Below are 21,257 nucleotides of genomic sequence, written 5' to 3'. Positions count from 1 at the left end.
GCGAGGCGACACACTAGAGTTGAGCCTCACGTCAGCCCAGGAGGTCACCATGCCGGACGCCAGCGATCCGAACGCCGACACCAAGGCCGCCTTCGCCGCGGCCCTGGAGCGCAAGAAGCAGGCCCAGCAGTCGGGCGCCGATCACACCGACGCCGACCGCGGCAGCGCCAAGAACACTCACGCCCAGGGCGGCAAGCGCCAGTTCCGCCGCAAGTCGGGCGGCTGACCGACCGGGTCGCGATCAGTCGATGCTGTTGTCGCCCACCACGTACAGCATCACGATCTCGGCCCGCTTGTTCTCGGCCACTGTCACCGCGGGCGGATAGCTCAGGTCGGTCTGATCGACCACCACGCCGAGCCGCCAGTTGTTTCGCCTGACCTTCTTGAACGCCTTGAAGAACGTGGGCGAGAAGTCGTCGTGCTTGGTGAGGTACGCCGCGATGTGCTCGGGCACCGCAACCTTCGGCGTGCGCGCCTGCGCCAGTGCGCGCACGAACTCGAGCGCGCTGCGGTGGTTCACCTTCCAGGCCGCGGCGTAGAGCTGCTGCCGGTCGCCCGCGGTCGACCAGTCGTTCCACCACTGCACGAACCGGGCCGTGTCGACGACGTTGATGTCTTCGATGCCACTTTTGGGCATGGTCACTCCTTCTGTGTGAAGCGCACCCAGGCGGGTGCAAACCTGTGCGCGAGCGACGTGGCCAGGTCGCGGTGCCGCGCGCTCGCCTCGGCGTCGCCCTGCAGGGCGAGCAGCCGGGCCAGGTGGGCGTCGGCCGGCCCCACTCCGGCCGATCCGCCGACCGGCAGCCAGCAGCCGCTCAGCACGGCCAACTGATCGGCCAGTTCGCCGGCCAGCGGTTGAGCGGGCGCGTGATCGCCGCACGCCGCCACCAGCAGGGCCGCCCCCGCGCCGGCCCGAAACGTGCCCCGCACGCTCTGCCACAGTTGCGCCAGCTGGTCGTGGGGCACCGGCACGCCGGCCGCGGCCCCGATCGCCGCGCCGGCGATCTGGTACAGCGGGTCGACGGCGGTCATGTCGTCGTCGAGCGCGGCCATGTCGCCGGCCAGTTCGACCAAGGCGCCGTCGCGCAGCGCGTCGCTGAGCATGCGTTCGTGATCGGCCACCAGCACCGTCTCGGCGTCCACCCCGTCGGCCAGGGCCGCCGCCCGCCCGGCGTGCCGCGCCGCCAGCGACGACTGCCCGCCCAGGGTGGCCAGCAGTTCGAGCCAGCGGGCGGCGAACCACTGGTGCAACCCCGAGCCGGCGCTCTCGGCGCGCCGCGCGTAGTCGGCCGCCGAGGCCGCCGCCGCCAACCGGTCGGCCAGCTCGATGTGGCCCGCCACGATCAACCGCAGGGCGTCGAGTTCGGCCTCGGCACTGTCGACCCGGGCGGCCTTGAGCGCGATCTCTTGGGCCAGTTCGAGCCGCCTCCGCGGCGACTGCCCGCCGGGCCAGGTGAGCGAGTGCAGGGCCCGCAGGGCGTCCAGCGCCACGGCCGGGTCGGCGGCCGAGGCCTGCCGGCGCAGTTCGGGTTCGACGTCGCCGAGCCGCGCCAGCATGCTGAGGTCGCCGGCCTTGCCGGCACGCAGGTAGCCCTCGATGAGCCGGACGCGCCACGCGCCGTGCTCGAGCGGCAACCAGTCCAGCGCCTCGCCGATCAGCAACTGGGCGCGGCGGGCGTCGGCGCCCAGCGGCACCCAGGGGCTGGCCACCGCCAACGCCGCCTGCGCGAACAGCACGGGCTCGCCGGCCCGGCGGGCCGCCACCGCGACCTCGCCCGCCCGCTCCATGGCCTGTTCGATACGGCCGCCCAGGCTGAGCGCGTTCACCGCCTCCAACTCCCAGGGCAGCCAACTCGACGGAGGCAGCTCGGCGCGACGCGCCAGTTCGACCGCCCGGGCATACCCCTCGGCTCCGGTGAGCAGGTCACCGTCGGCGACGAGCCGGGCAGCCTGGTCGGCGCCGTCACGGGCCGATTGCGCGAGGGCTGCCGGGCTGGCCAGCGGCAGCGGGGCGTCGAGCACCGGATTCTGGTTCAACACGTCCGTTTCGAGCCGGCGGAAGGCGCGACTTGCGTCCAGGCCGTACTCATCGGCGAACCGGGTGATGAACGACCGGCACTCATCGAGCGCACCGATCGGGTCGCCGCTGCGGTACAGCGCGATCACCAGGCTCGAGGCCAACGCCTCGGACTCGGGAAACTCCATGGTCCACCGGCGCAGGTCGGCGACCGCACCGGAGTGATTGCCGGCGGCCAGTTCGAGTTCGGCCAGCTCGGTGAGCAGTTCGGCTCGGCGGCGCTCGAGGTAGCTGCGCATCATCGTGATCGGCTCGATGCCTTCGATGCCCTCGAAGGGCACCCCGCGCCACTCGAGCAGCCCATCGCGCAACGCGGCGGCTCCCGCCGGCGGGTCACGCCGGTCGATCTCGCGGCCGCGACCCAGGGCGGCTTCGAAGCGTGACGCGTCCAGTTCGTTCGGCGCGACCTGCAGCCGGTAGCCGCCGCCCGCGGTGGCGAGCCGTGCCGACTGCCCCGTCCCGAGCGCCGAGCGCAACCGGTCGACGTGCACCCGAATGGCGGTGCTGGCGGTGCGGGGCGGTTCACCGCGCCACACCCGATCGAGCAGTGAATCGAGGCTGACAACGCGGTTCGCGTCGGCCAACAGCACGGCCAACACAGTGGTCTCCATCGGACGCAGCCGGCGCGGCTCGCCGTCCACGGTCACGCCAACACGGCCGAGAACGCGAAAATCGACCGCTGGCATCGAACCTCCGAGGGCGGCAGGGGGTTACTGGGCACCCTAACCAACCCGCGCGCCGCGCGGGAGAGTTCTCGGTGTTCAGTGACACGCGCCGCCCCTGGCCTGGTTCACGCAGACCAGCCTCTCCACACGGCGTAAACGTGCGATAAACGACGTCGGGACTACAACCCTCTCAACCGACGAGGGCGACCCATGCGGTTCCACACATAACCGGCGGCCAGCAGGGCGGCCAGGCCGGTGGCGATCGCGCCCACGAGCAGCGTCCACCGCGGGCCCCAGGCGTCGCCGACCCAGCCGATCAGCGGCGCACCCAGCGGCGTGCCGCCGGTGAAGATGGCCATGTACAGGCTCATCACCCGGCCGCGCATGGCCGGCTCGGTGGTCAGTTGCACCGTGGTGTTGGCAGCAGTCATCACCGTCAGCGACGACAATCCCACCGGCACCAGCAGCGCGGCGTACACCCAGTAGGTGGGCGCCAGGGCCAGCAGGGTGGTGATCACCGCGAACCCGGCCAGCGAACCAACCAGCAGGCGCAGGCGGGGGCGGCGGCGCCGGGCCGCCAGCAGGGCCGCGGCCAGGGTGCCGGCCGCCATCACCGAGCCGAGCAGGCCGTAGCCCTCTGGCCCCACCCCGAACACCTGCGTGGCCATCAGCGCGTTGGTGATCTGAAAGTTCAGCCCGAACGTGCCCAGCATGAAGATGCAGAACAGGATCAACTGCAGGTCGGGGCGGTCGCGCACGTAGGCCAGACCCTCGCGAATGGCTCCGCGGCCACGCCGCACGGGGGCCGGGTGCAGGTCGCCGGGGTTCATCGACACCAGGCCCGCCAGCACGGCCACGAAGCTCAACGTGTTCACCGCGAACACCGGCCAGATGCCCACCCAGGCGATCATCAGGCCGGCGATGGCGGGGCCCAGCAGCCGGGCCCCGTTGAACGACGCGCTGTTCAGGCCCACCGCATTACTGAGCAGGTGGTCGGGCACCACTTCGCTCACGAAGGCCTGCCGGGCCGGGGCGTCGAAGCCCCACAGGACGCCGGCCAGCACGGCGCTGAGGTAGACGTGCCACAGTTGCACCGTGCCGGTGGCCACCAGGGCGGTCAGGGCGGCGAACACCAGACCGGTGCCGGCCTGGGTGACCATCATGATGCTGCGCTTGCCGAACCGGTCGGCCACGGCGCCGGCGATGGGCGAGATCAACACCCCGGGCGCGAACTGCAGTGCGGTCACGTAGCCCAGGGCGGTGGCGGAGTTGTCGGTGAGCTGGGTGAGCACCAGCCAGTCCTGCGCCACACGGGCCATCCAGGTGCCCACGTTCGAGGTGAGTGACCCCAGAAACAGCAGCCGGTAGTTGCGCACGGCCAGCGAGGCGAACGTGTGCACGGGCGCGAGTGCGGCAGCTTCGCTGTCTGTTTCACTCATGTCGGCCCGTGGTCATCCGTACCATCCTAAGTCGAATAGTCGTTCGGTGACGAAATCATCTGTTCGCCTCGCTACAGTCGGTGCCATGAGCGGGCAGTCGAACCGAGTCGCGCCGACCATTTCGACCAGTGCCGGCACGGTCTCGGGCGTGCAACGACCCGATTCGGCCGCCTATCTCGGGGTGCCGTTCGCGGCACCCCCCACCGGTGAGCGCCGCTTTCTGGCGCCGCAACCACCGGTGCCGTGGCACGGGGTGCGCGCCTGCGACGCGTCGGGGCCGACGCCCCAGCGGCGTCCGTTCGGTGACGTGACCACGATTCCCGAGCCGTCCAACGCCGGCGACGACACGCTCAACGTGAACGTGTTCACGCCGGCCCCCGGCGACCGTGACGCCCTGCAGCCGGTGCTGGTGTGGGTGCACGGCGGCGGCTACTTCGCCGGGTCGCCCGCCAGCCCCTGGTACGACGGACGCAGCTTCGCGCGCGACGGCGTGGTCACCGTGGTGCTGTCGTACCGGCTCGGTTTCGACGGCTTCGGGTGGATCGACGGCGCTCCGCTGAACCGCGGCCTGCTCGACCAGATCGCCGCGCTCGAGTGGGTGCGCGACAACATTCGCGGCTTCGGCGGCGATCCGGCTCGCGTGACGATCGCCGGCCAGTCGGCGGGCGGCGGCAGTGTGCTGGCGCTGCTGACCTCGCCGCGCGCTGCTGGCCTGTTCCGGGGCGCCATTTCTCAGTCAGGTGCCGCCGGCGCGCTGTCGGCCGCTGGTGCCGAGCGGACCGGGCGTCGCTTCGCCGCCGCCATCGGCGTCTCGCCCGACCTGTCGGGCTGGCGGTCGCTCACCGAGGATCAGATCCTCGACCGGCAGACCGAGTTCAACCAGGTGCCGGACGTTCCGGGTATGGCCAGCCCGCCCACCGAGCTCATCGCGGCGGCACGCCGCACGCCGGCCGGCTCGCTGCCGCTGGCCTTCGCGCCGGTGGTCGACGACGAGATCGTGCTGGCTCCGGTCGAGGCGATCCGCGCCGGAGCGGGCGCCGAGGTGCCGCTGCTGCTGGGCGCCACCCGCAACGAGTTCGCATTTCCCATTCCCGGGGCGGCGTCGGTGCGCGAGATCGTGGCCGCCGCGAGCGCAGCCGGTTGCACCGAGGCGGCCGTGGCGCGCTACCGGCTTGAGGTCGACCGGTTGGGCCCCGCGTACGCGGCCAGCCAGCTCGCGGTGGCGCAGATGTTTCGAGCACCGGCGGTGCATGTGGGGGCCGAACGGTCGCGCCGGGGGGCGGGTCAGCGCACCTGGCTGTACGACTTCGCCCACCACTCCGCGGTCGACGGCACGTCGAGCCACTGCTACGACCTGCCGTTCAGTTGGGACGTGCTCGACGCCCCGGGAGTCGAGCGGGTGCTCGGCGCCGAGCCGCCGCAGCAGTTGGCCGACCGCATGCACGCCGACTGGGTGCGGTTCATCACCGACGGCACCGTGGGGTGGCCGGCGGTGGCCGAGGCGCCGATCGGCGCGGCTCGGGTCTATGGCGACGAGCCGGCGTTCGACGAGTCGGCGTATGGGTTCGAGGTCGAACTCACCGGCGATCAGTGATTCGCAGACGTCAATCCGGCGGTAAGGAGAGGAACCCCCCAGTCCTCTCCTGACCGCCGGTCATAACCCCTGCGCGGCGCTCCGGCCCCCGTCGATGGCCTTCCCCCTGGCTACCACCGGCTCCACAACTGGGATTGCTAGAAGTCTGCGCCCGCGTTGTAAACGGCCTGTAAACGCATTCGTAAACGTCGCGCCACCACCGTCAGGGGGTGCGGTTGGCGCACCTTCTTGATCGGGTGATGTTGCCGGCCGGGTCAAAGGTCTGCGGCAGTGCGTCGGCGATGGCGAACACGCCCAGGTCTTTGCCCGAGTCGTCGGGGTTGGGCAGCACGTCCACCACCAGTCAGTGCCTGCGGGTGGACTGCTGCGCCATCCACTGCCAGATGTGCTGACCGCGCCGGCTCGGATCGTTGCGTGCCACGTAGATCCACGACCAGTGGCCGGCGAACTGGTGGCCGTTCCAAATCACGTGGTCGTACAGGCTGAGGTACGAGCGGGCGATCAGGTCATGGGCGTGCACGCTGTTGGTCACCGGGTCGACGGTGGTGTCGTCGGCAGAGGCGACGAGCCACGTCGGGGTGCGAATCGACTTGAGTTCGGCGTCGGTGATCATCGGCTCGGTGGTGCGGAAGGGTGCCACCACCCCGCAGATCGGCACGGCGGCGGCGAACGCCCGCGGGTACTCGACCGTCATCTTCATGGTCATGTAGCCGCCGTTGCTGCAGCCGACCACGTGGATGCGGTCGCGATCGATCGGGTGCCGGCGGGCGACCTCGGCGATCACGTCGGCGATCATCGGGGCGAACGCGTCGCCGTCCTCGAGCCAGTACGAGGTGGACTGCGGCGCCACCACGTAGGCGCCGCCGAAGATGCGCTGTGCCTCGGGAGTGGCGAAGCCGAGTGCGCCGCGGTTGGCGCGCAAAGTGGTCTCGTTGTCGTAGTAGCCCTGGGCCAGCGCACCGCCCTCGCCGCCGCCGTGCAGCCACACGATCAACGGACGGCGGTCGCCGCGCCGGCCGTCGCGGGGCGCGTACAGACGGTACTTCAGGTCATCGGTGGCGGCGTAGCCGAAGGCGTCCACCTCGGGGTTCGACAGCTTGCCCTGCACGAGCCGGCTCAGGGTGAGGCTGCGGCCGTTGCGAAGCTTCAGAGGTGCGTTCTGGGTGACGGTGTAGGCCAGATCGAGGCGCACGTTGCGGGCCAGGCTGACGATGTACCCCAGGGTGCCGCCGCCGACCACGCCCTCGGCGTATTCGAGGTCGAGCACGATGTTGCCGCGCCGGTCCAGGCGTGCTGCGGTGACCGTTCGGTCGAGGTCGTACACGCTGTAGATGTCGGTGGCGGGCACGTCGATGGGGCTGGTCGCCTTGACGTGCACGCTGAAGGTTGCCGCGGTCAGGCTGCGGGGATCGATCGGGCCGAGCCCCGCGGTGTTCAGGGTGAGCGCGACGACCTGCTCACCGCCGTCCAGGGTCTCTGCGTTGAGGGTGAACGTGGTGCGGCCGCCGCTGCCTCGGTCACCGGCCTGGGCGGTGACGGTCGGCAGGGTGAGCGCCGCGGTGGCGGCACCGCCCACGAGCAGCGTGCGGCGGCGAACAGGGGTGGACATCGACGAAACTCCTTCATTCGACCTTGGGGGTTCACCGGCCGGCCTCATTGCCGACGGGGTGTCGAATGCTCGAAGTCAACTCCCAACGCCCTCTTGCAATCTACAATCATTTGGTTGTACGTTTTGAATCGTGATCGAGAACGACGAGGATCGGGCGGACGCGCTCTTCCACGCCCTCGCCGACCGCACCAGGCGCGACATTCTGCGCCGAGTACTGGGCGGCGAGCACTCGATCAGCGCCCTGGCGTCGCACTACAACATGAGCTTCGCCGCCGTGCAGAAGCACGTCGCGGTACTCGAGCGCGCGGGCCTGTTGACCAAGCGTCGACAGGGCCGCGAGGCGCTGGCCAGGGGTGATCTGCAGGTGGTGCGGTCGACCGCCGCACTGCTGACCGAACTCGAGCACGCGTGGCGCGGCCGCATCGACCGCATCGACGCCCTGCTCGACCAACTCAAGGAGTGACCGAAATGCCCGTTGTCGACATCACCAAAGACCTCGACGCCCTGACCCTGACGATCGTCGCCGACTTCGCCGCCCCCGTCGAGCGGGTGTGGCAGCTGTACGCCGACCCCCGCCAGCTCGAACAGGTCTGGGGGCCGCCCGAATACCCGGCCACCTTCGTCGACCACGACCTGGCCCCCGGCGGCCGGGTGACTTACTACATGACCAGTCCCGAGGGCGATCGCTACCACGGCTGCTGGGTGGTGGGCGAGGTGGCCGCTCCCGACCGATTCGCCTTCGACGACTTCTTCGCCAACGCCGATTTCGAGCCCGACACCTCGCTGCCCGCGTCGCATTGCACTTATGCCTTCGTCGAACGCGACGGCGGCACCCGGGCCACCTACGTGAGCGGCTACGACTCGGCCGAGGCGCTGCAGCAGGTGCTCGACATGGGCATGGAAGAGGGCTCCCGCTCGGCGATCAACCAGATCGACGAATTTCTGGCCCGGTAGGGTTCGTTGCGGGCGGACACTCCGTCCCCCACGAACCGAAGGAGCAGCCGGATGGCAACGCACAGCAAGGCGCACGCGCACTGGGAAGGCACCCTGATGGACGGCGCCGGCAACGTCGAACTGGTCACCTCTGAGGTCGGTCAGTTTCCGTTGACGTGGGCCAAGCGGGCCGAGGCGTCCGCGGGTGGCACCAACCCTGAGGAGCTGATCGCCGCGGCGCACGCGTCCTGCTACTCGATGGCGCTGTCGCACGCCCTGGCCGGCAACGGCACCCCCGCCACCTCGATCGACACCGTCGCCGTGGTGGGCTTTCAGCCCGGCGTCGGCATCACCGGCAGCGACCTGACGGTCAAGGCCAAGGTGCCGGGGCTCACCGAAGACGAGTTCAAGACCTTCGCCGAGGGGGCCAAGGCCGGCTGCCCGGTGTCGGCCGCCCTGGCCGCGATTCCGATCACGCTGACCACCGAGTTCGTCGCCTGATCCGATTCAGGGGGACGGTTCTCCAACCGCTGGAGAACCGTCCCCAACCCCCGCCACTCTCAACCAACGGCGCTCAGGTGGGTAGCTCGAACCAGAACACGCTGCCCTGGCCGGGCACCGACGACACCCCGTACTGCCCCCGGTGGGCGCCCACGATGGCGGCCACGATGGCCAGCCCGAGGCCGCTGCCGCCACTGCCGCGGCCCCGGCCCGGGTCGGCGCGGTAGAACCGGTCGTACAGGTGCGGCAACTCCCCCGCGGCAATGCCCGGGCCGCCGTCAGACACCTCGACCCGCACCCGTTGCTTGCCCACCTTGAACCCCCTGATGGTCAGGGCCGCGGTGACCGGCGTGTAGCGCAACGCGTTGGACGTGAACGCCGTGACCGCCTGCACCAACCGATCCTGGTCGCCCGTCACGATCAGCCCGTCGCCGGCCTCGACCTGCACCGGACGCTCGGGCTGAATCACCTTGATGTCGGCGGCAACGTCGCGCAGTACGGCCCCCAGATCGACCTCGGCGCCCGCGCCGGCCGCCCCCGCGTCCAACTCGTTGAGTAGAAACAGGTCGTTCACGATGCGGGTCATGCGGGTCGCCTCGGCGTTGATGCGCCGCATGGCGTCGCCGATGCCTTGGGCGTCGACCAGCCCGTACGCACCCGCGGCCGTGGCCGGCCGGGTGTACAGCGACGAGTAGCCGGTCAGCGTGGTCAGCGGCGTGCGCAACTCGTGCGAGGCGTCCGCGACGAACCGGCGCATGCGCTCTTCGGACGCCTGGTTGGCGTCGAGCATCGTGTTGAACGCCCTGGCCAGCTCGTTGGCCTCGGTGCCCGACGGCCCCGGCGTGACCCGGCGCCGCCGCTCGCCCCGGGTGATCGCCCGGGCGGCGTCGGTGAGGTCGGCGAAGGGCTTGAGCCCCAGCCGGTAGGTCCACCAGATCACCAGCCCCACCACGCCCAGCACCGCGAACCCACCGGCAGTGAGGGTGGCCGCGAGCTGGGCGATCGCCTGGTCGACCTGCGTGGTCGGTATGGCGAACACGGCCTGCACGTCGGTGCGCAGCGGCGCCGTCACCACCCGGACGCCCCGGGCCTGGCCGGCGGTCGTGCCGCGGCCCTCCGGTTGGCTGAGCACATCGCCCTTGCCCACCGCGGGCAGCAGGTCGGGGTCGTCGGTGGGCGAGAACACCGTGACCAGCCGACCGTCGGCGAACAGCCGTCCGACGTAGACCTCAGACAAGGCCACCTGGGCCCGGTCGGTACCCGACAGCCCGATCACCAGCCGTGGGGACGACGCGTAGCCGGCCAGCTGGGCGTCCACCTGGCCGATCAGATAGTGCCGCTGCACAGCGACCACCCCGGCGCCGAACACGCCGAAGGTGAGCGCCAGCGAGAACAGGGCGAACAACAACCGCCGCCGCAGGGTCATCAGGGTTCTCGCACCGAGTAGCCGACGCCCCGCACGGTGTGAATCAGCTTGGGTTCGACTGCGTCGACCTTGCGGCGAAGGGTCGAGACGAACGACTCGATGATCGCCGACTCGCCCGAGAAGTCGTACTGCCACACGTGGTCGAGAATCTGGGCGCGGGTGACCACGCGTCCGGCGTTGACCAGCAGCAGCCGCAGCAGGCTGAACTCGGTGGCGGTCAGATTGGCCTCCACGTCCCCACGCCACACCCGGTGCGCCTCGGTGTCGAGCACCAGGTCGTGCACCTGCAGCCGCCCGGCCTGGGTGGGCGCGCCACCGACCCGGCGCAGGGCCAGTTGCACCCGCGCCACCAGTTCTTCCAACGCGAACGGCTTGACGATGTAGTCGTCGCCGCCGGCGGTCAGACCCCGCACGCGGTCGGCGGTGGCCGTTCGGGCGGTGAGAAACAGCACCGGCGCCCGGCAGCCCGCCTCGCGCAGCCGGCGCAGCACCTCGAAGCCGTCGAGATCGGGCAGCATCACGTCGAGCACGATGGCGTCCGGGCTTTCACCGAGCGCCAGGTCGAGAGCGGCCGCGCCGGTGGCCGCCCGCAGGGTGCGCAGTCCGGCCAACTGCAGCGCCGATGCGACCAGGTAGTTGATGTTCTCCTCGTCGTCGACCACCAGCACGGTCGCGGGGGCTGCCATGCCGCTAGCGTCGCACAGCCCGCTGCCGCGAACCTTGAGACAACCTGCAGATTTGCTGAACCCACCACTGATCGCGGCGCCCTGCCATGATGGGCGGCATGACGATCATGTCAGGCGCCGAACCGATCAGCATCGACGGCGGTGACGTCGGCGTCGTGCTGTGCCACGGCTACCCCAGCACCCCGCAATCGATGCGCGGCTGGGCCGAACACCTGGGCGCGGCCGGTTACACGGTTCGGGTGCCGCTGCTGCCCGGCATGGGCACCCACTGGAAAGACCTCAACGCCACCACCTGGCACGACTGGTACGGCGAACTGGAACGCGCCCACGACGAGTTGGCTGCGCGCTGCAGCACCGTGTTCGCGGCCGGGTTGTCGATGGGCGGGCTGCTGGCGACCAAGCTGGCGCAAGAGAGGCCGTCCTTGGCCGGCCTGGTACTGGTGAACCCGATCTTCAAGCACAACAGCCCGGCTCTGTTGGTGCTGCCGATGTTGCGGCACGTGGTGCCGTCGCTGGGCGGCATCGCCGGCGACATCAAGAAGTCGGGCGTGACCGAACTGGCCTACGACCGCAACCCACTGCAGGCCATGTACAGCCAGACCAAGCTGTGGCGCATCGTGGTCGAAGACCTGCCACAGCTTCGGTTGCCGGTGCTGCTGCTCACCTCAGCGGTCGACCACGTGGTGCCGGCGCTGTCGTGGCGCACGTTTCTCGACCGCGTCGGGTCGGCCGAGGTCACCCACATCGTGCTGCAAGACAGCTACCACGTGGCCACGCTCGACAACGACGCCGAGTTGATCTTCGCCGAGTCGCTCGACTTCTTTCGCCGGCTGACCCCTTCGGACGGCTCCCCGACCTGAAGCCGACGACGTAGCTGCCTTTGTGACACGTCGCTGCCCGCGTGCAGGCAGTCACGTGTCAGAAAGGCAGTTACGTTCGCACCGCACGCTGCGGCGGCGGCTACTGCTCGCTGGCCGCGTTGTCGGGGTCGGCGTCGATCTGGTCGGCATCCACCTTGGTGGCATCGATCACCGGGGTGCCTTGAACCTCCATGCCCTCTTGCGGCGCGGCGGCGTCGGGGGCCGGATCGAGATCTTCGTCGTCGCGCGGGGTGTAACCGGGCACGGTGGGCTGACTGGTCATGGTTGCCTCCTTTGGCGGTTCACCCAGTGTGACGGCAGCGGGCCGTGCTGCCCATCTCCCTGCGGGTGAAATGTCGGCCGCCCCTACAACCCGATGACCTGCACGTCCAGGACGTTGTCGTGCACCCTGATCGCCTCGACCACCGCGGCCTGCGGCGAGCCTTCGACGTTGATGCGCGCGACCGCCGCCTCGCCGCCCTCGAAGACCACGTTCTCCATCTCTTGCACGTTCAGCCCGGCCAGGCTGATCGCGTCCAGGGTTGCGGCGAGCACACCGGGCCGGTCGAGGTGCCTGATCACCACGGTGCAGGTGGCCGGCGTGTGCCGGGCCAGGTTCACCACGTTGGGCACGGTTCCGGTTTCGGCGAAGACCCGGACGATACGCACCGCCTCGTCGGCGATCGCCTGCTGCGCCTGATCGGTGGACGCCCCGATGTGGTGCGTGCCGTACACCCCGGGCAGGTCGACGATGGCCGGGTGAAACTCAGCCTGACCGCCCGACGGCTCGTCGGCGAACACGTCCAGGCCGGCGCGAAGGCCCTTGTCGCGCACCGCAGCGGCGAGTGCGGGCTGGTCGATCACCTCACCTCGTGAGGTGTTGACGAAGAAGGCACCGTCGCGCATCGCCGCGAAGAAGTCGGCGCCCAGCAGGCCGCGGGTTTCACCGTTCAGCGCCAGGTGCACGCTCACCACGTCCGCCTGCTCGGCCACCTCGGTCGGTGACCCGAGCCGGGTGATACCCAACGCGGCGGCGCGCTCGTCGGTCAGGCTGCGACTCCACGCCACCACCGGCATGCCGAAGGCCTGCGCCCGCGGCACCATGGCCGAGCCGATGCCGCCCAGCCCGATCAGGCCGAGGGTGCGGCCGAACAGGCCACGCGCCTTGCCGTACTCGCCTTTGTTCCACACCCCGGCGCGCAGGTCGGCCACATTGTCGGCGATGCGGCGGTCCAGGGCGGCGATCAGGGCGAAGGCCAACTCGGCCACGGCGATCGAGTTCTTGCCCGGGCAGTTCGACACGTAGATGCCCAGCCTCGATGCCGCCGCCACATCGATGGTGTTGTAGCCGGCGCCGGCGCGCACCACCAACTTCAGCGGACCGGCGGCGAGCACCGCCTCGGGCACCTTGGTGCTGCGCACGATCAGCACGTCGGGCGCCGCTGCTGCCACCTCGTTGACCAGGGCCTGGTCTTTGGCCTGGGGGCGGTAGGTGACGGTGCAGCCGGCCTTCGCCAGGGCGTCCAGACCGGACGAGTCGAAACTGTCGGCAACGAGCACGCGCATGGCTGTCAGGCTACTCGTGGCACCGGGTGGACGCGCCCGAAAGTGATCAGTGTTGGTGGTTGCGGGCTGGTTGATTAGCATGCTTAAAAAGACACCCCCCAAGAAGGCCCCGTTGGACAGGAAGTCAATCGACGACACGTCGCGAAAGCTGCGTGAGTTGCTGCTGGAAGCGCCGTACGCCGAACGCTGGCAGGCGAACATCGGCCGTCGGCAGAGCCATGCTTTACATCAAAGTGGCATCTGCCAGGTGATCGCCGAATATCTGTGGCGCAATGGCCTGCAGCCCACCGCTGATGAGGCATTGCCACGCAAGCTGAAAGACCGTGTCTACCGCGCCCTGGGCGGCCAGTCGCTGAGCCTCGGCACCCTGCGCTGGTTCATCGAGGCGTTCGAGATGAGCCCCGACGACACCGCCGCCCTGCTGCGCCTGGCCGGCTCGCGGGCCCCCGGCGACACGGTGGTCGGCGGGTCGGTGGTGGCCCCGGGTGTGCTGCCGCCACGATTTCATCAGACGGTGTCGCTGCACGAGTGGCACCGGGTCGGCCCCGACGGCCTACCCGAGTCGCACCGCACGGTGCACGTCATTCGGGCCAACGAACGGCTCGACAGGTACCCCTACATCTTCGACACCGACGCCGCCACCGTGCGCGTGGTTCAGGGCGGGCGTGCGGGCCGTCCGTACGCCCTCGACAACGGGCTGTACGCCGTGGACATCATGCTGACCACGCCGCTCGAGCCGGGCGAAACCGCGTCGATGGAGTACGAAACGACCTTCTGGTACCGCACGCCGCCCGCGCAGGAGTTTCGCCGGGCCAGCCGCGGACGGGTCGACAACCTCGACCTGCGGGTGCAGTTTCATCACCTGCGTCTGCCCGTGCAGGTGTGGTGGAGCGAATGGCCGGCGCTCGACCGGCCGCCAACGGTGTCGGAGCCGGTCGCGCTGGGGGTCGACAAGAGCGTGCACCGCTACCTCGAAGCCATCGAGAGCACGGTGGTGGGCTTTCGCTGGCACATACTGCAGCGCCGTCGCTGACGGGTGACGCGAAGCTCAGCCCGACAGCAGCCCCGCCAGCAACAGACCGGCCGCCACCATGGTGGCGACCGCCAGGGTGACGATGCGCAGCAGGGTCTGACCGGGGGTGGGCAGAACGCTCATGACCCTATAAACGCAGCAGCCGCCCAAAACGTTGCAACCAGGGGCGAGAAATGTCGAACGAGTTCGGGCACGCGGTTGTGAGTCGATTCAAATCCAGCGCCCGTGCAGTACATCGTTGAGTTCGAAGGGTGGAAAGTCCTTGCTCAAAGGACTGCCGGGATTGAGCAGCACGAACAAGTCGTTGGCCACGGCCCATTCGAAAAGCGGCCTGGCGCGATCGGGGCGCACCTGCCAATCGAGCGCGGGCAACTGCGTTGCCGTGAACGCGTCGTAGCGCACCGGGTGGGTGAACACGCACACGCCGAGCGAGCCGGACGGTGTGAGCGCGAGCGGCTGAAAGCCGTGCGGCTCGGCGTGCCCGAGCACCCCGACGGTGGTGGCGATCAGCTCTTTGACGAACGCGGTGTACGCCTTGGCGTCGGTGGGGTTGGCGTGGGCCCGGGCCAGAAGACGTTCGAGATGCGTCTGCGGCTCGGGTTGCATCACGTCGGCTCGTCGAGCCGGTTCAGCGTGTCGTCGTCGACCGGTGGCAGATCGCGCACCGTCACGTCATCGACCTCATCGCCCTGATGCGCGACGTCCTGGCTGACGATGTCGTCGCGGGCCTCGTCGGCGGCGTTGTCGGTCATGGGGGCTCCCTTCGAATCGGTCAGGCGCGTCGGCCCAGCACCGTGTCGGGGCGGTCTTCCACCGCCATCATGATGCGTTCGAGGTAATGGTCGGGCATCTCAGGCAGCGCGTCGAGACTGAAGAACGCGGCATCGGTGGCCTCACCGTCGTGCGGCACCGGGTCTCCGGCCACCCAGCGGCAGCGAAAGGTGTGGTCGATGTACTGGGTCACGTCGCCGTTGGCGTACACCACCGGCTCGGTGACGTTCAGCCAGGCGAGCCGTTCGACCTCGATCTCGACCCCCGCCTCTTCGGCCGCCTCTCGGATCGCGGTGACGTGAGGATCCTCACCCGGATCGACGATGCCCGCCACCGGTGACCACGCACCGTCGTCCGCCCGGCGCACCAGCAGCACCTGCTCGCCGTCGTTCGACGAGCGCAGCACCACCGCGGTCGCCCCCGACAGCCACAACATGCTGTGGCCCACCTTTTCACGCAGTTCGATGATGAAGTCGGGCACGGGCACCCGAACAGCGTAGTCCCGATCGACTGACCGTTCCGCCTAGGGTTGGGCCATGGAATACCGACTTCTCGGCGACAGCGGGCTCGCTGTCTCGCGGCTCTGCCTGGGCACCATGACCTTCGGCGCCGAAACCGACCGGGCCGGATCGTTCGCCCAACTCGACGCGTTCGTCGAAGCCGGCGGCACGTTCATCGACACCGCGGACGTGTACTCGCGCGGCGTCTCGGAGCAGCTCGTGGGCGACTGGCTCGGCGAGCGCGCCGACGCGCGTGACCAGGTCGTGCTGGCCACCAAAGGCCGCTTCCCGATGAACGACGGCCCGAACGGCGTCGGGCTGTCACGCCGGCACCTGCACGACGCCCTGGAGGCCAGCCTGCGCCGGCTGGGCGTCGAATCGATCGACCTCTACCAACTGCACGCGTGGGATCCGTTGACGCCGATCGACGAATACCTGCGCTTCATCGACGACGCGATCGGTGCCGGCAAGGTGCACTACTTCGGGCTGTCGAACTTCGTCGGCTGGCAACTCACCGCCGTGGCCGAACGAGCCGCCGCCCAAGGGTGGACGGTGCCGGTGTCGCTGCAGCCGCAGTACAACCTGCTGACCCGCTACATCGAGCTCGAGATCGTGCCCGCCTGCGAGCGGTACGGGCTTGGCCTGATGCCGTGGAGCCCGCTGGCCGGAGGCTGGCTGACGGGCAAGTACCGGCGTGACACGCGACCGAGCGGTGCGAGCCGACTGGGCGACAACCCGGCCCGCGGCATGGAGGCCTACGACCGGCGCAACACCGACGCCACCTGGGCCGTGCTCGACGCGCTCGAAGACGTGGCGAAGCAGTCCGGGCTCACCATGGCGCAGGCGGCGCTGGCCTGGCTGGCCGATCGTCCGCAGGTGACCTCACCGATCGTCGGCGCCCGCACGCTGGAGCAGTTGCAGGGCTCGCTGGCCGTCGCTGAGGTGCACCTCGACGGCGACGCGGCCCGCCGCCTCACCGAGGTGTCGGAACCCGCGCTACCCGACTACCCCTACGGCGAGTTGGGCATCGACCAGCGCAGTCGCACGCTGCCGTGAGCCGATGAGCCAGCCACCCCAGCCACAGGGCTGTTACCGGCACCCCGACCGCGCGACGCTGATCGGGTGCCAGCGCTGCCGTCGTCCGGTGTGCCCCGATTGCATGGTGCCGGCCTCGGTGGGCGTGCAATGCCCCGACTGCGTGCACGCGGGGGCTCGGGCCACCCGGCAGGGCGAGGGCCCCTACGGCGGTCGCCGGTCGGTGAAACCGCAGCTCACCACCTTCACGCTGCTGGGGGTCAACCTGGCGGTGTACCTGCTGGTGCTGCTCAGCGGCGGCGGTTACGGCACCTGGGGCGTGCGGCTGTCGATCAGCCCCTGGGGCTCGTGCCTGGTGAACGACGGCAGCGGCCGCTACTACCCCGGCGTCGGTGAGCAGGCCTGCAGCGTCGTCGAAGGCGCCTACTGGGCCGCCGGGGTCGCCACCGGAGCCTGGTGGCAGGTGCTCACCAGCGCCTTCACCCACGCCGAACTGATTCACCTGGGCGCCAACATGCTGGCGCTGTACTTTCTCGGGCCCCCGCTCGAACAGGTGCTGGGACGGGCGCGGTTTCTGGCCGTGTACCTGGTCAGCGCGCTGGCGGCGTCCGCAGCCGTGATGTGGCTGGCCGCACCCGACAGCTCAGCGCTGGGTGCGTCCGGGGCGATCTTCGGCATGCTCGGCGCCCTGCTGGTGATCGCCCGCAAGTCGGGCGGCAACTATCAGACGATTCTGATGTGGCTGGGCATCAACGTGGTGATCACCGTGGTGGGCGGGGCCGGCATCTCATGGCAGGGTCATCTGGGCGGGCTGCTGGGCGGGCTGGCCACGGCCGCGGTGCTGGTGCTGCCGCCGCGTCTGCGGCGCGACCGCTGGCAGTGGCCGGGCGTGGCAGCTCTGACCGCGGCGCTGCTGGTGGCCATCGCGGTGCGGGCGATGATGCTGCAGTGACCGGGCAGCTGGCCGAGTTGTTGCGGGGCCGCCGCTGGGTGGCCCTCACCGGTGCCGGCATCAGCACCGACTCGGGCATACCCGATTACCGCGGCGCCGGAGCCCGGCCGACCAACCCTATTCAGTACGCCGACTTTCTGGGCGCCGAGAGCGTCCGCCGGCGCTACTGGGCTCGCTCGCTGCTGGGCTTTCGCAGCTTCGGGGTCGCTCGGCCCAACCCCGGCCACGACGCCCTCGTCGCGCTGCGCGAGAGCGGGCTGCGCACGGTGATCACCCAGAACGTGGACGGCCTGCACCAGGCCGCCGGCAGCCCGTCGGTCATCGACCTGCACGGACGCATCGACCGGGTGATCTGCCTCAGCTGCGGCGCGGTGTCGGCGCGCACCGAGCTGCAGCGACGGCTGGAGGCGGCCAACCCGGGCGTCGAGGGCAAGGTCGCGGCCGGCCGGGCCGAGTTGGACGACGCCCGGCTGCGGCCCGACGGCGACGCCGTGGTCGAGCAGTGGGGCGACTTCGTGGTGTTGCCGTGTGACCGGTGTGGCGGTGTGCTGAAGCCCGACGTGGTGTTCTTCGGCGAATCGGTACCGCCCGAGCGGGTGGCCGTGTCGTACCGGGTGGTCGACGAGGCCGAAGTGCTGGTGGCCGGATCGTCACTCACGGTGATGTCGGGGCTGCGCTTCGTACGGCACGCCGCGAAGGCCGGCAAACCGGTGGCGATCATCAACCGAGGGCCCACCAGAGGCGACGAGTTGGCCACCGTGAGAATCGACGGCGGAACGTCCGAAACGCTGGTCGAACTGGCCGCGAACCTGTGAACCAGATCACGATTACCCGGTTTCGTTGGGCCGTGCCGTAAGGTGGTCGGCAGCATTCGGCCTATCGGGGAGGGGGGCCGTGAGCAATCCATCGGCACCGCCACGCCTTCGGTCGAATCCGATCGGCGGCCTGGCACGCGGCATCGGGCTGTTGATCACGGGCGCAGGTCTGGTACTTCGGCGCGCCCGATTGTTCGGGCTCGGCCTGATTCCCCCGCTGATCACCGGCCTCGTGTTCATCGGTCTTTTCGTGTCGGCGAGCTGGGTCTCGCAACGCGTCGCGGTATGGGTGACCCCGTTCGCTGACGGCTGGGCGGGCGCCGAGGCACTGCGGGGGTTGGTGGCGCTGCTCGTGGTGGTGACCAGCGGGGTGCTGCTGGTGCTGCTGTTCACCGCCACCACGCTGGCCCTGGGGGCCCCGCTGTACGACCGCATCTCTGAAGAGGTGGACGCCCACGCCGGCAGTCTCGATCGGCAACCCGACGAAAAACCACTGCGCGCCTTCTGGTCGACCCTGAAGCATCTGGTCACGGTGGCCGCGATCACCCTGCCCGTCGGGGTGGTGCTGCTGCTGGTGGGGCTGATCCCCGTTGTCGGTGGCGTGCTGGCCGCCGTCGGCTCGGCCCTGTTCGGCGGCTGGATGATCACCGTCGAGATGATCGGCTCGGCGGCCGGACGGCGCGGCATCAGAAGCCTGCGTCAACGCCTGCAGCTGCTGGGCCGCGACCCCTGGGTGGTGCTCGGATTCGGGGTGCCGACCTTCTTGCTGCTGTCGGTGCCGGTGCTGGCGCTGGTCATCTTTCCGATCGCCACGGCCGGCGGCACGCTGCTGACCCGCCGGCTGGTCGCGCGGGCTCCCGTAGCAGCTTGACTTTATAGTCGGCAATTGCCGACCATACGGCAATGGCCGACTATTCGATGCCGGACGAGCTGCGGCTCACCGACCCCGCGCAGTACCGGGCGTTGTTCGAACCCACCCGGCAGCAGATCGTGTCGCTGCTGCTCGAACGGGCCGCAACCACGTCCGAACTGGCCCAGGTGCTGGGCAAGCCCAAGGGCACGATCGGGCACCACCTCAAAGTGTTGGGCGAGGCGGGGTTGGTGCACGTGGTTCGCACCAAGAAGGTGCGCGCGCTCGAGGCCAAGTACTACGGACGCACCGCACGGGTGTTCTTCTACGACCGGGCCCACGCGGCTGTCGGCCAGGAGGCGCGTACGCTCAGCAGCGCTCTGGACGACCTGCGCCGCGTGCCCGACGACGCCGTCACGACGGCCAATCGGCGCGACATCCGCATCTCGGCCGAGCGCGCCCATGAGTGGATGCACCGCATGAACGAGTTGCTGGTCGAGTTCGGCACGCAGGACGCAGCGGGCGAGGTGACCTACTCGCTCGTGTTCGCTCTGTTCCCCACCGACCGGGCGCCGCTGCCGTCCGAGACCGAGTCGTGAGCACCGCGGCGCGGCCGCTGGGCGCCAACTACCGCAAGCTGTTCGCCTCGGCCACCGCCGCCAACCTGGGCGACGGGCTGATGAGCGTGGCCTTGGTGTGGCTCGCCTCGGCAGTCACCCGCGACGCCATGCTGATCGCCCTGGTGGGGGTGGCCGGACGCATTCCGTGGCTGGTGTTCAGCCTGCCGGCGGGCGTGATCAGCGACCGGTTCGACCGGCGCACGCTCGTGGGCTCGATGGACGTCTGCCGGTTCGTCGTAGTGGCTGCCCTGGGCCTGCTGGTGCTGCGCTATCAGAGCGGCCTGCCCACGCCGGAGCAGTTGGCCGCCGGCGCGCCGGAACCCTCGTCGGGGCCGCTGCTGGTGACGGCGCTGTGCGTCGCCTCGCTGCTGCTCGGGTGCGCCGAGGTGCTGCGCGACAACACCGCGCAGACCCTGATGCCCTCGGTGGTCGAGCGCGATCAGCTCGAGAAGGCGAACGGGCGCATGTGGGCGTCCGAGACGACCATGAACAGCTTCGTCGGGCCCGCGCTCGGCGGGGTGCTGATCACAGTCGCGCTGGCGCTGCCGTTCCTGCTCAATGCCGGGTTGTTGGCGGTGAGCGCCGCCCTGGTGTTCGCGCTGGCCGGCAGCTTCGCGGCCAAGGGCGGTGAGCCGACGGGCGTCCGCACCCGCATCGACTGGAGGCGCGAGATCGCCGAGGGCTTCGGCTGGCTCTGGAACCATCGGCTGATTCGCACCCTGGCGATTCTGCTGGGCCTGTTGAATCTGCTCAGCAATGTGGCCTTCGCCACCAGCGTGCTGTTCGCCCAAGAGGTGCTCGGGTTGTTCGAGGGCTGGCAGTTCGCGCTGGCCACCACGGGTTTCGCGTTGGGGGCGGTGATCGGTTCGCTGCTGGCCGAACGCATCACCAAGGGGTTGTCGCCGGGCACGGCGCTCCTGGTGTCGATCGTCGGCATGGGGGTGTCGCTGCTTGCCATGGCGCTGCTGCCGTGGGCGGCCGCGTTCTGGATCTGCGGGGTGGCCGAGGGCGTGTTCGTGGTGCTGTGGAACGTGATCACGGTGTCGTTGCGGCAGCGGCTGATACCTGATCGGCTGCTCGGCCGGGTGAACTCGGTGTACCGGTTCTTCGGCTGGGGCACGATCGCCATCGGCACCGCCCTCGGCGGGGTGCTGGTGGGCCTGGGCGAGACGTTCCTCAGCCGCGACTGGGCCCTGCGGGCGGTGTTCGTGCTGGCCGGGCTGGGCCACCTGGCCCTGGTCGGCTACGCGCGGCGTGAAGCCAACTCCAAGACGATCGCCGCGGCAGAAGCCGCCGCTGGTTGAGCGTGTCGAAACCAGGATCTC

25 protein-coding genes are annotated in these 21,257 nt (G+C 69.9%); 13 read left to right on the top strand and 12 right to left on the bottom strand.

Going from position 1 to position 21,257, the window contains the following annotated elements:
• Window positions 1-19 precede the first annotated feature (19 nt).
• Window positions 20-226 (top strand): DUF5302 domain-containing protein, encoded by a 207-nt coding sequence (locus MPLG2_RS18685; RefSeq protein ID WP_197710003.1) that lies wholly within the window; start codon window positions 20-22, stop codon window positions 224-226.
• Between the two features lie 15 nt (window positions 227-241).
• On the opposite strand, the gene MPLG2_RS16565 is transcribed toward MPLG2_RS18685, so the two are convergent.
• The 3 genes from MPLG2_RS16565 to MPLG2_RS16555 form a co-directional block, all read right to left on the bottom strand.
• Window positions 242-637 carry a hypothetical protein gene (locus tag MPLG2_RS16565; protein WP_105187102.1) on the bottom strand — a complete coding sequence of 132 codons (396 nt, stop codon included), beginning with the start codon at window positions 635-637 and terminating at the stop codon, window positions 242-244.
• Between the two features lie 2 nt (window positions 638-639).
• Window positions 640-2,763 carry a BTAD domain-containing putative transcriptional regulator gene (locus tag MPLG2_RS16560; RefSeq protein WP_105187101.1) on the bottom strand — a complete coding sequence of 708 codons (2,124 nt, stop codon included), beginning with the start codon at window positions 2,761-2,763 and terminating at the stop codon, window positions 640-642.
• A 158-nt stretch (window positions 2,764-2,921) separates the two neighbouring features.
• On the bottom strand, window positions 2,922-4,181 hold the full coding sequence (locus tag MPLG2_RS16555) for an MFS transporter (protein WP_105187100.1): 1,260 nt from the start codon (window positions 4,179-4,181) through the stop codon (window positions 2,922-2,924).
• A gap of 85 nt (window positions 4,182-4,266) precedes the next feature.
• Between MPLG2_RS16555 and MPLG2_RS16550 the strand changes: the two genes are divergently transcribed.
• Window positions 4,267-5,775: a carboxylesterase/lipase family protein gene (locus tag MPLG2_RS16550; RefSeq protein WP_158681293.1), complete on the top strand. Its 1,509-nt coding sequence runs from the start codon at window positions 4,267-4,269 to the stop codon at window positions 5,773-5,775.
• A gap of 202 nt (window positions 5,776-5,977) precedes the next feature.
• On the opposite strand, the gene MPLG2_RS18680 is transcribed toward MPLG2_RS16550, so the two are convergent.
• Both MPLG2_RS18680 and MPLG2_RS16545 read right to left on the bottom strand, forming a co-directional pair.
• Window positions 5,978-6,115 (bottom strand): hypothetical protein, encoded by a 138-nt coding sequence (locus MPLG2_RS18680; protein WP_158681292.1) that lies wholly within the window; start codon window positions 6,113-6,115, stop codon window positions 5,978-5,980.
• 3 nt (window positions 6,116-6,118) lie between these two features.
• On the bottom strand, window positions 6,119-7,384 hold the full coding sequence (locus MPLG2_RS16545; RefSeq protein ID WP_105187098.1) for a prolyl oligopeptidase family serine peptidase: 1,266 nt from the start codon (window positions 7,382-7,384) through the stop codon (window positions 6,119-6,121).
• A 130-nt stretch (window positions 7,385-7,514) separates the two neighbouring features.
• Here MPLG2_RS16545 and MPLG2_RS16540 point away from each other — a divergent pair, with 130 nt between their 5' ends.
• The 3 genes from MPLG2_RS16540 to MPLG2_RS16530 are packed head-to-tail and all read left to right on the top strand — an operon-like array spanning window position 7,515 to window position 8,818.
• Entirely contained in the window at window positions 7,515-7,847 is a 333-nt protein-coding gene (locus MPLG2_RS16540) for an ArsR/SmtB family transcription factor (protein WP_105187097.1), read from the top strand.
• 5 nt (window positions 7,848-7,852) lie between these two features.
• Window positions 7,853-8,338, top strand: a complete 486-nt coding sequence (locus MPLG2_RS16535) for an SRPBCC family protein (protein ID WP_105187729.1) — start codon at window positions 7,853-7,855, stop codon at window positions 8,336-8,338.
• 51 nt (window positions 8,339-8,389) lie between these two features.
• Complete coding sequence (locus MPLG2_RS16530; protein WP_105187096.1) at window positions 8,390-8,818, top strand: OsmC family peroxiredoxin; 429 nt, start codon at window positions 8,390-8,392, stop codon at window positions 8,816-8,818.
• Window positions 8,819-8,891: 73 nt separating this feature from the next.
• On the opposite strand, the gene MPLG2_RS16525 is transcribed toward MPLG2_RS16530, so the two are convergent.
• Window positions 8,892-10,244 (bottom strand): sensor histidine kinase, encoded by a 1,353-nt coding sequence (locus tag MPLG2_RS16525; protein WP_105187095.1) that lies wholly within the window; start codon window positions 10,242-10,244, stop codon window positions 8,892-8,894.
• Window positions 10,244-10,930, bottom strand: coding sequence for a response regulator transcription factor (locus MPLG2_RS16520; RefSeq protein WP_105187094.1), 687 nt, complete (start codon window positions 10,928-10,930; stop codon window positions 10,244-10,246). The genes MPLG2_RS16525 and MPLG2_RS16520 overlap by 1 nt, the downstream gene beginning before the upstream one ends.
• A 98-nt stretch (window positions 10,931-11,028) precedes the next feature.
• Here MPLG2_RS16520 and MPLG2_RS16515 point away from each other — a divergent pair, with 98 nt between their 5' ends.
• Complete coding sequence (locus MPLG2_RS16515; protein ID WP_105187728.1) at window positions 11,029-11,790, top strand: alpha/beta hydrolase; 762 nt, start codon at window positions 11,029-11,031, stop codon at window positions 11,788-11,790.
• A 100-nt stretch (window positions 11,791-11,890) separates the two neighbouring features.
• On the opposite strand, the gene MPLG2_RS16510 is transcribed toward MPLG2_RS16515, so the two are convergent.
• Window positions 11,891-12,073: a hypothetical protein gene (locus tag MPLG2_RS16510; protein ID WP_105187093.1), complete on the bottom strand. Its 183-nt coding sequence runs from the start codon at window positions 12,071-12,073 to the stop codon at window positions 11,891-11,893.
• A gap of 83 nt (window positions 12,074-12,156) precedes the next feature.
• Entirely contained in the window at window positions 12,157-13,356 is a 1,200-nt protein-coding gene (locus MPLG2_RS16505; protein ID WP_105187092.1) for an NAD(P)-dependent oxidoreductase, read from the bottom strand.
• 112 nt (window positions 13,357-13,468) lie between these two features.
• Between MPLG2_RS16505 and MPLG2_RS16500 the strand changes: the two genes are divergently transcribed.
• Window positions 13,469-14,389, top strand: coding sequence for a hypothetical protein (locus tag MPLG2_RS16500; protein WP_158681291.1), 921 nt, complete (start codon window positions 13,469-13,471; stop codon window positions 14,387-14,389).
• A gap of 210 nt (window positions 14,390-14,599) precedes the next feature.
• On the opposite strand, the gene MPLG2_RS16495 is transcribed toward MPLG2_RS16500, so the two are convergent.
• From MPLG2_RS16495 to MPLG2_RS16490, 3 genes are read right to left on the bottom strand one after another with little or no spacing between them, the layout of a single operon-like run.
• Window positions 14,600-14,995, bottom strand: a complete 396-nt coding sequence (locus tag MPLG2_RS16495; RefSeq protein WP_105187090.1) for an SseB family protein — start codon at window positions 14,993-14,995, stop codon at window positions 14,600-14,602.
• Window positions 14,995-15,141 carry a hypothetical protein gene (locus MPLG2_RS18675; RefSeq protein ID WP_158681289.1) on the bottom strand — a complete coding sequence of 49 codons (147 nt, stop codon included), beginning with the start codon at window positions 15,139-15,141 and terminating at the stop codon, window positions 14,995-14,997. The genes MPLG2_RS16495 and MPLG2_RS18675 overlap by 1 nt, the downstream gene beginning before the upstream one ends.
• Before the next feature lie 20 nt (window positions 15,142-15,161).
• On the bottom strand, window positions 15,162-15,647 hold the full coding sequence (locus MPLG2_RS16490) for an NUDIX hydrolase (protein ID WP_105187089.1): 486 nt from the start codon (window positions 15,645-15,647) through the stop codon (window positions 15,162-15,164).
• A gap of 49 nt (window positions 15,648-15,696) precedes the next feature.
• On the opposite strand from MPLG2_RS16490, the gene MPLG2_RS16485 reads away from it, so the two are divergent.
• The 6 genes from MPLG2_RS16485 (at window position 15,697) to MPLG2_RS16460 (ending at window position 21,236) form a co-directional block, all read left to right on the top strand.
• Complete coding sequence (locus tag MPLG2_RS16485) at window positions 15,697-16,716, top strand: aldo/keto reductase (protein WP_105187088.1); 1,020 nt, start codon at window positions 15,697-15,699, stop codon at window positions 16,714-16,716.
• Between the two features lie 4 nt (window positions 16,717-16,720).
• On the top strand, window positions 16,721-17,647 hold the full coding sequence (locus MPLG2_RS19570) for a rhomboid family intramembrane serine protease (protein WP_105187087.1): 927 nt from the start codon (window positions 16,721-16,723) through the stop codon (window positions 17,645-17,647).
• Window positions 17,644-18,462, top strand: a complete 819-nt coding sequence (locus tag MPLG2_RS16475; RefSeq protein ID WP_105187086.1) for a Sir2 family NAD-dependent protein deacetylase — start codon at window positions 17,644-17,646, stop codon at window positions 18,460-18,462. The genes MPLG2_RS19570 and MPLG2_RS16475 overlap by 4 nt, the downstream gene beginning before the upstream one ends.
• Window positions 18,463-18,541: 79 nt before the next feature.
• Window positions 18,542-19,333: an EI24 domain-containing protein gene (locus MPLG2_RS16470; RefSeq protein ID WP_158681288.1), complete on the top strand. Its 792-nt coding sequence runs from the start codon at window positions 18,542-18,544 to the stop codon at window positions 19,331-19,333.
• Window positions 19,334-19,365: 32 nt separating this feature from the next.
• Window positions 19,366-19,911, top strand: coding sequence for an ArsR/SmtB family transcription factor (locus tag MPLG2_RS16465; RefSeq protein WP_105187084.1), 546 nt, complete (start codon window positions 19,366-19,368; stop codon window positions 19,909-19,911).
• Window positions 19,908-21,236 carry an MFS transporter gene (locus MPLG2_RS16460; protein ID WP_105187083.1) on the top strand — a complete coding sequence of 443 codons (1,329 nt, stop codon included), beginning with the start codon at window positions 19,908-19,910 and terminating at the stop codon, window positions 21,234-21,236. Before MPLG2_RS16465 ends, MPLG2_RS16460 begins: the two co-directional genes overlap by 4 nt.
• The last annotated feature ends 21 nt before the right edge of the window (window positions 21,237-21,257 follow it).

It is taken from the genome of Micropruina glycogenica (assembly GCF_900289045.1).
GTDB lineage: Bacteria > Actinomycetota > Actinomycetes > Propionibacteriales > Propionibacteriaceae > Micropruina > Micropruina glycogenica.
This window is presented reverse-complemented; position numbering and strand designations above follow the sequence as displayed.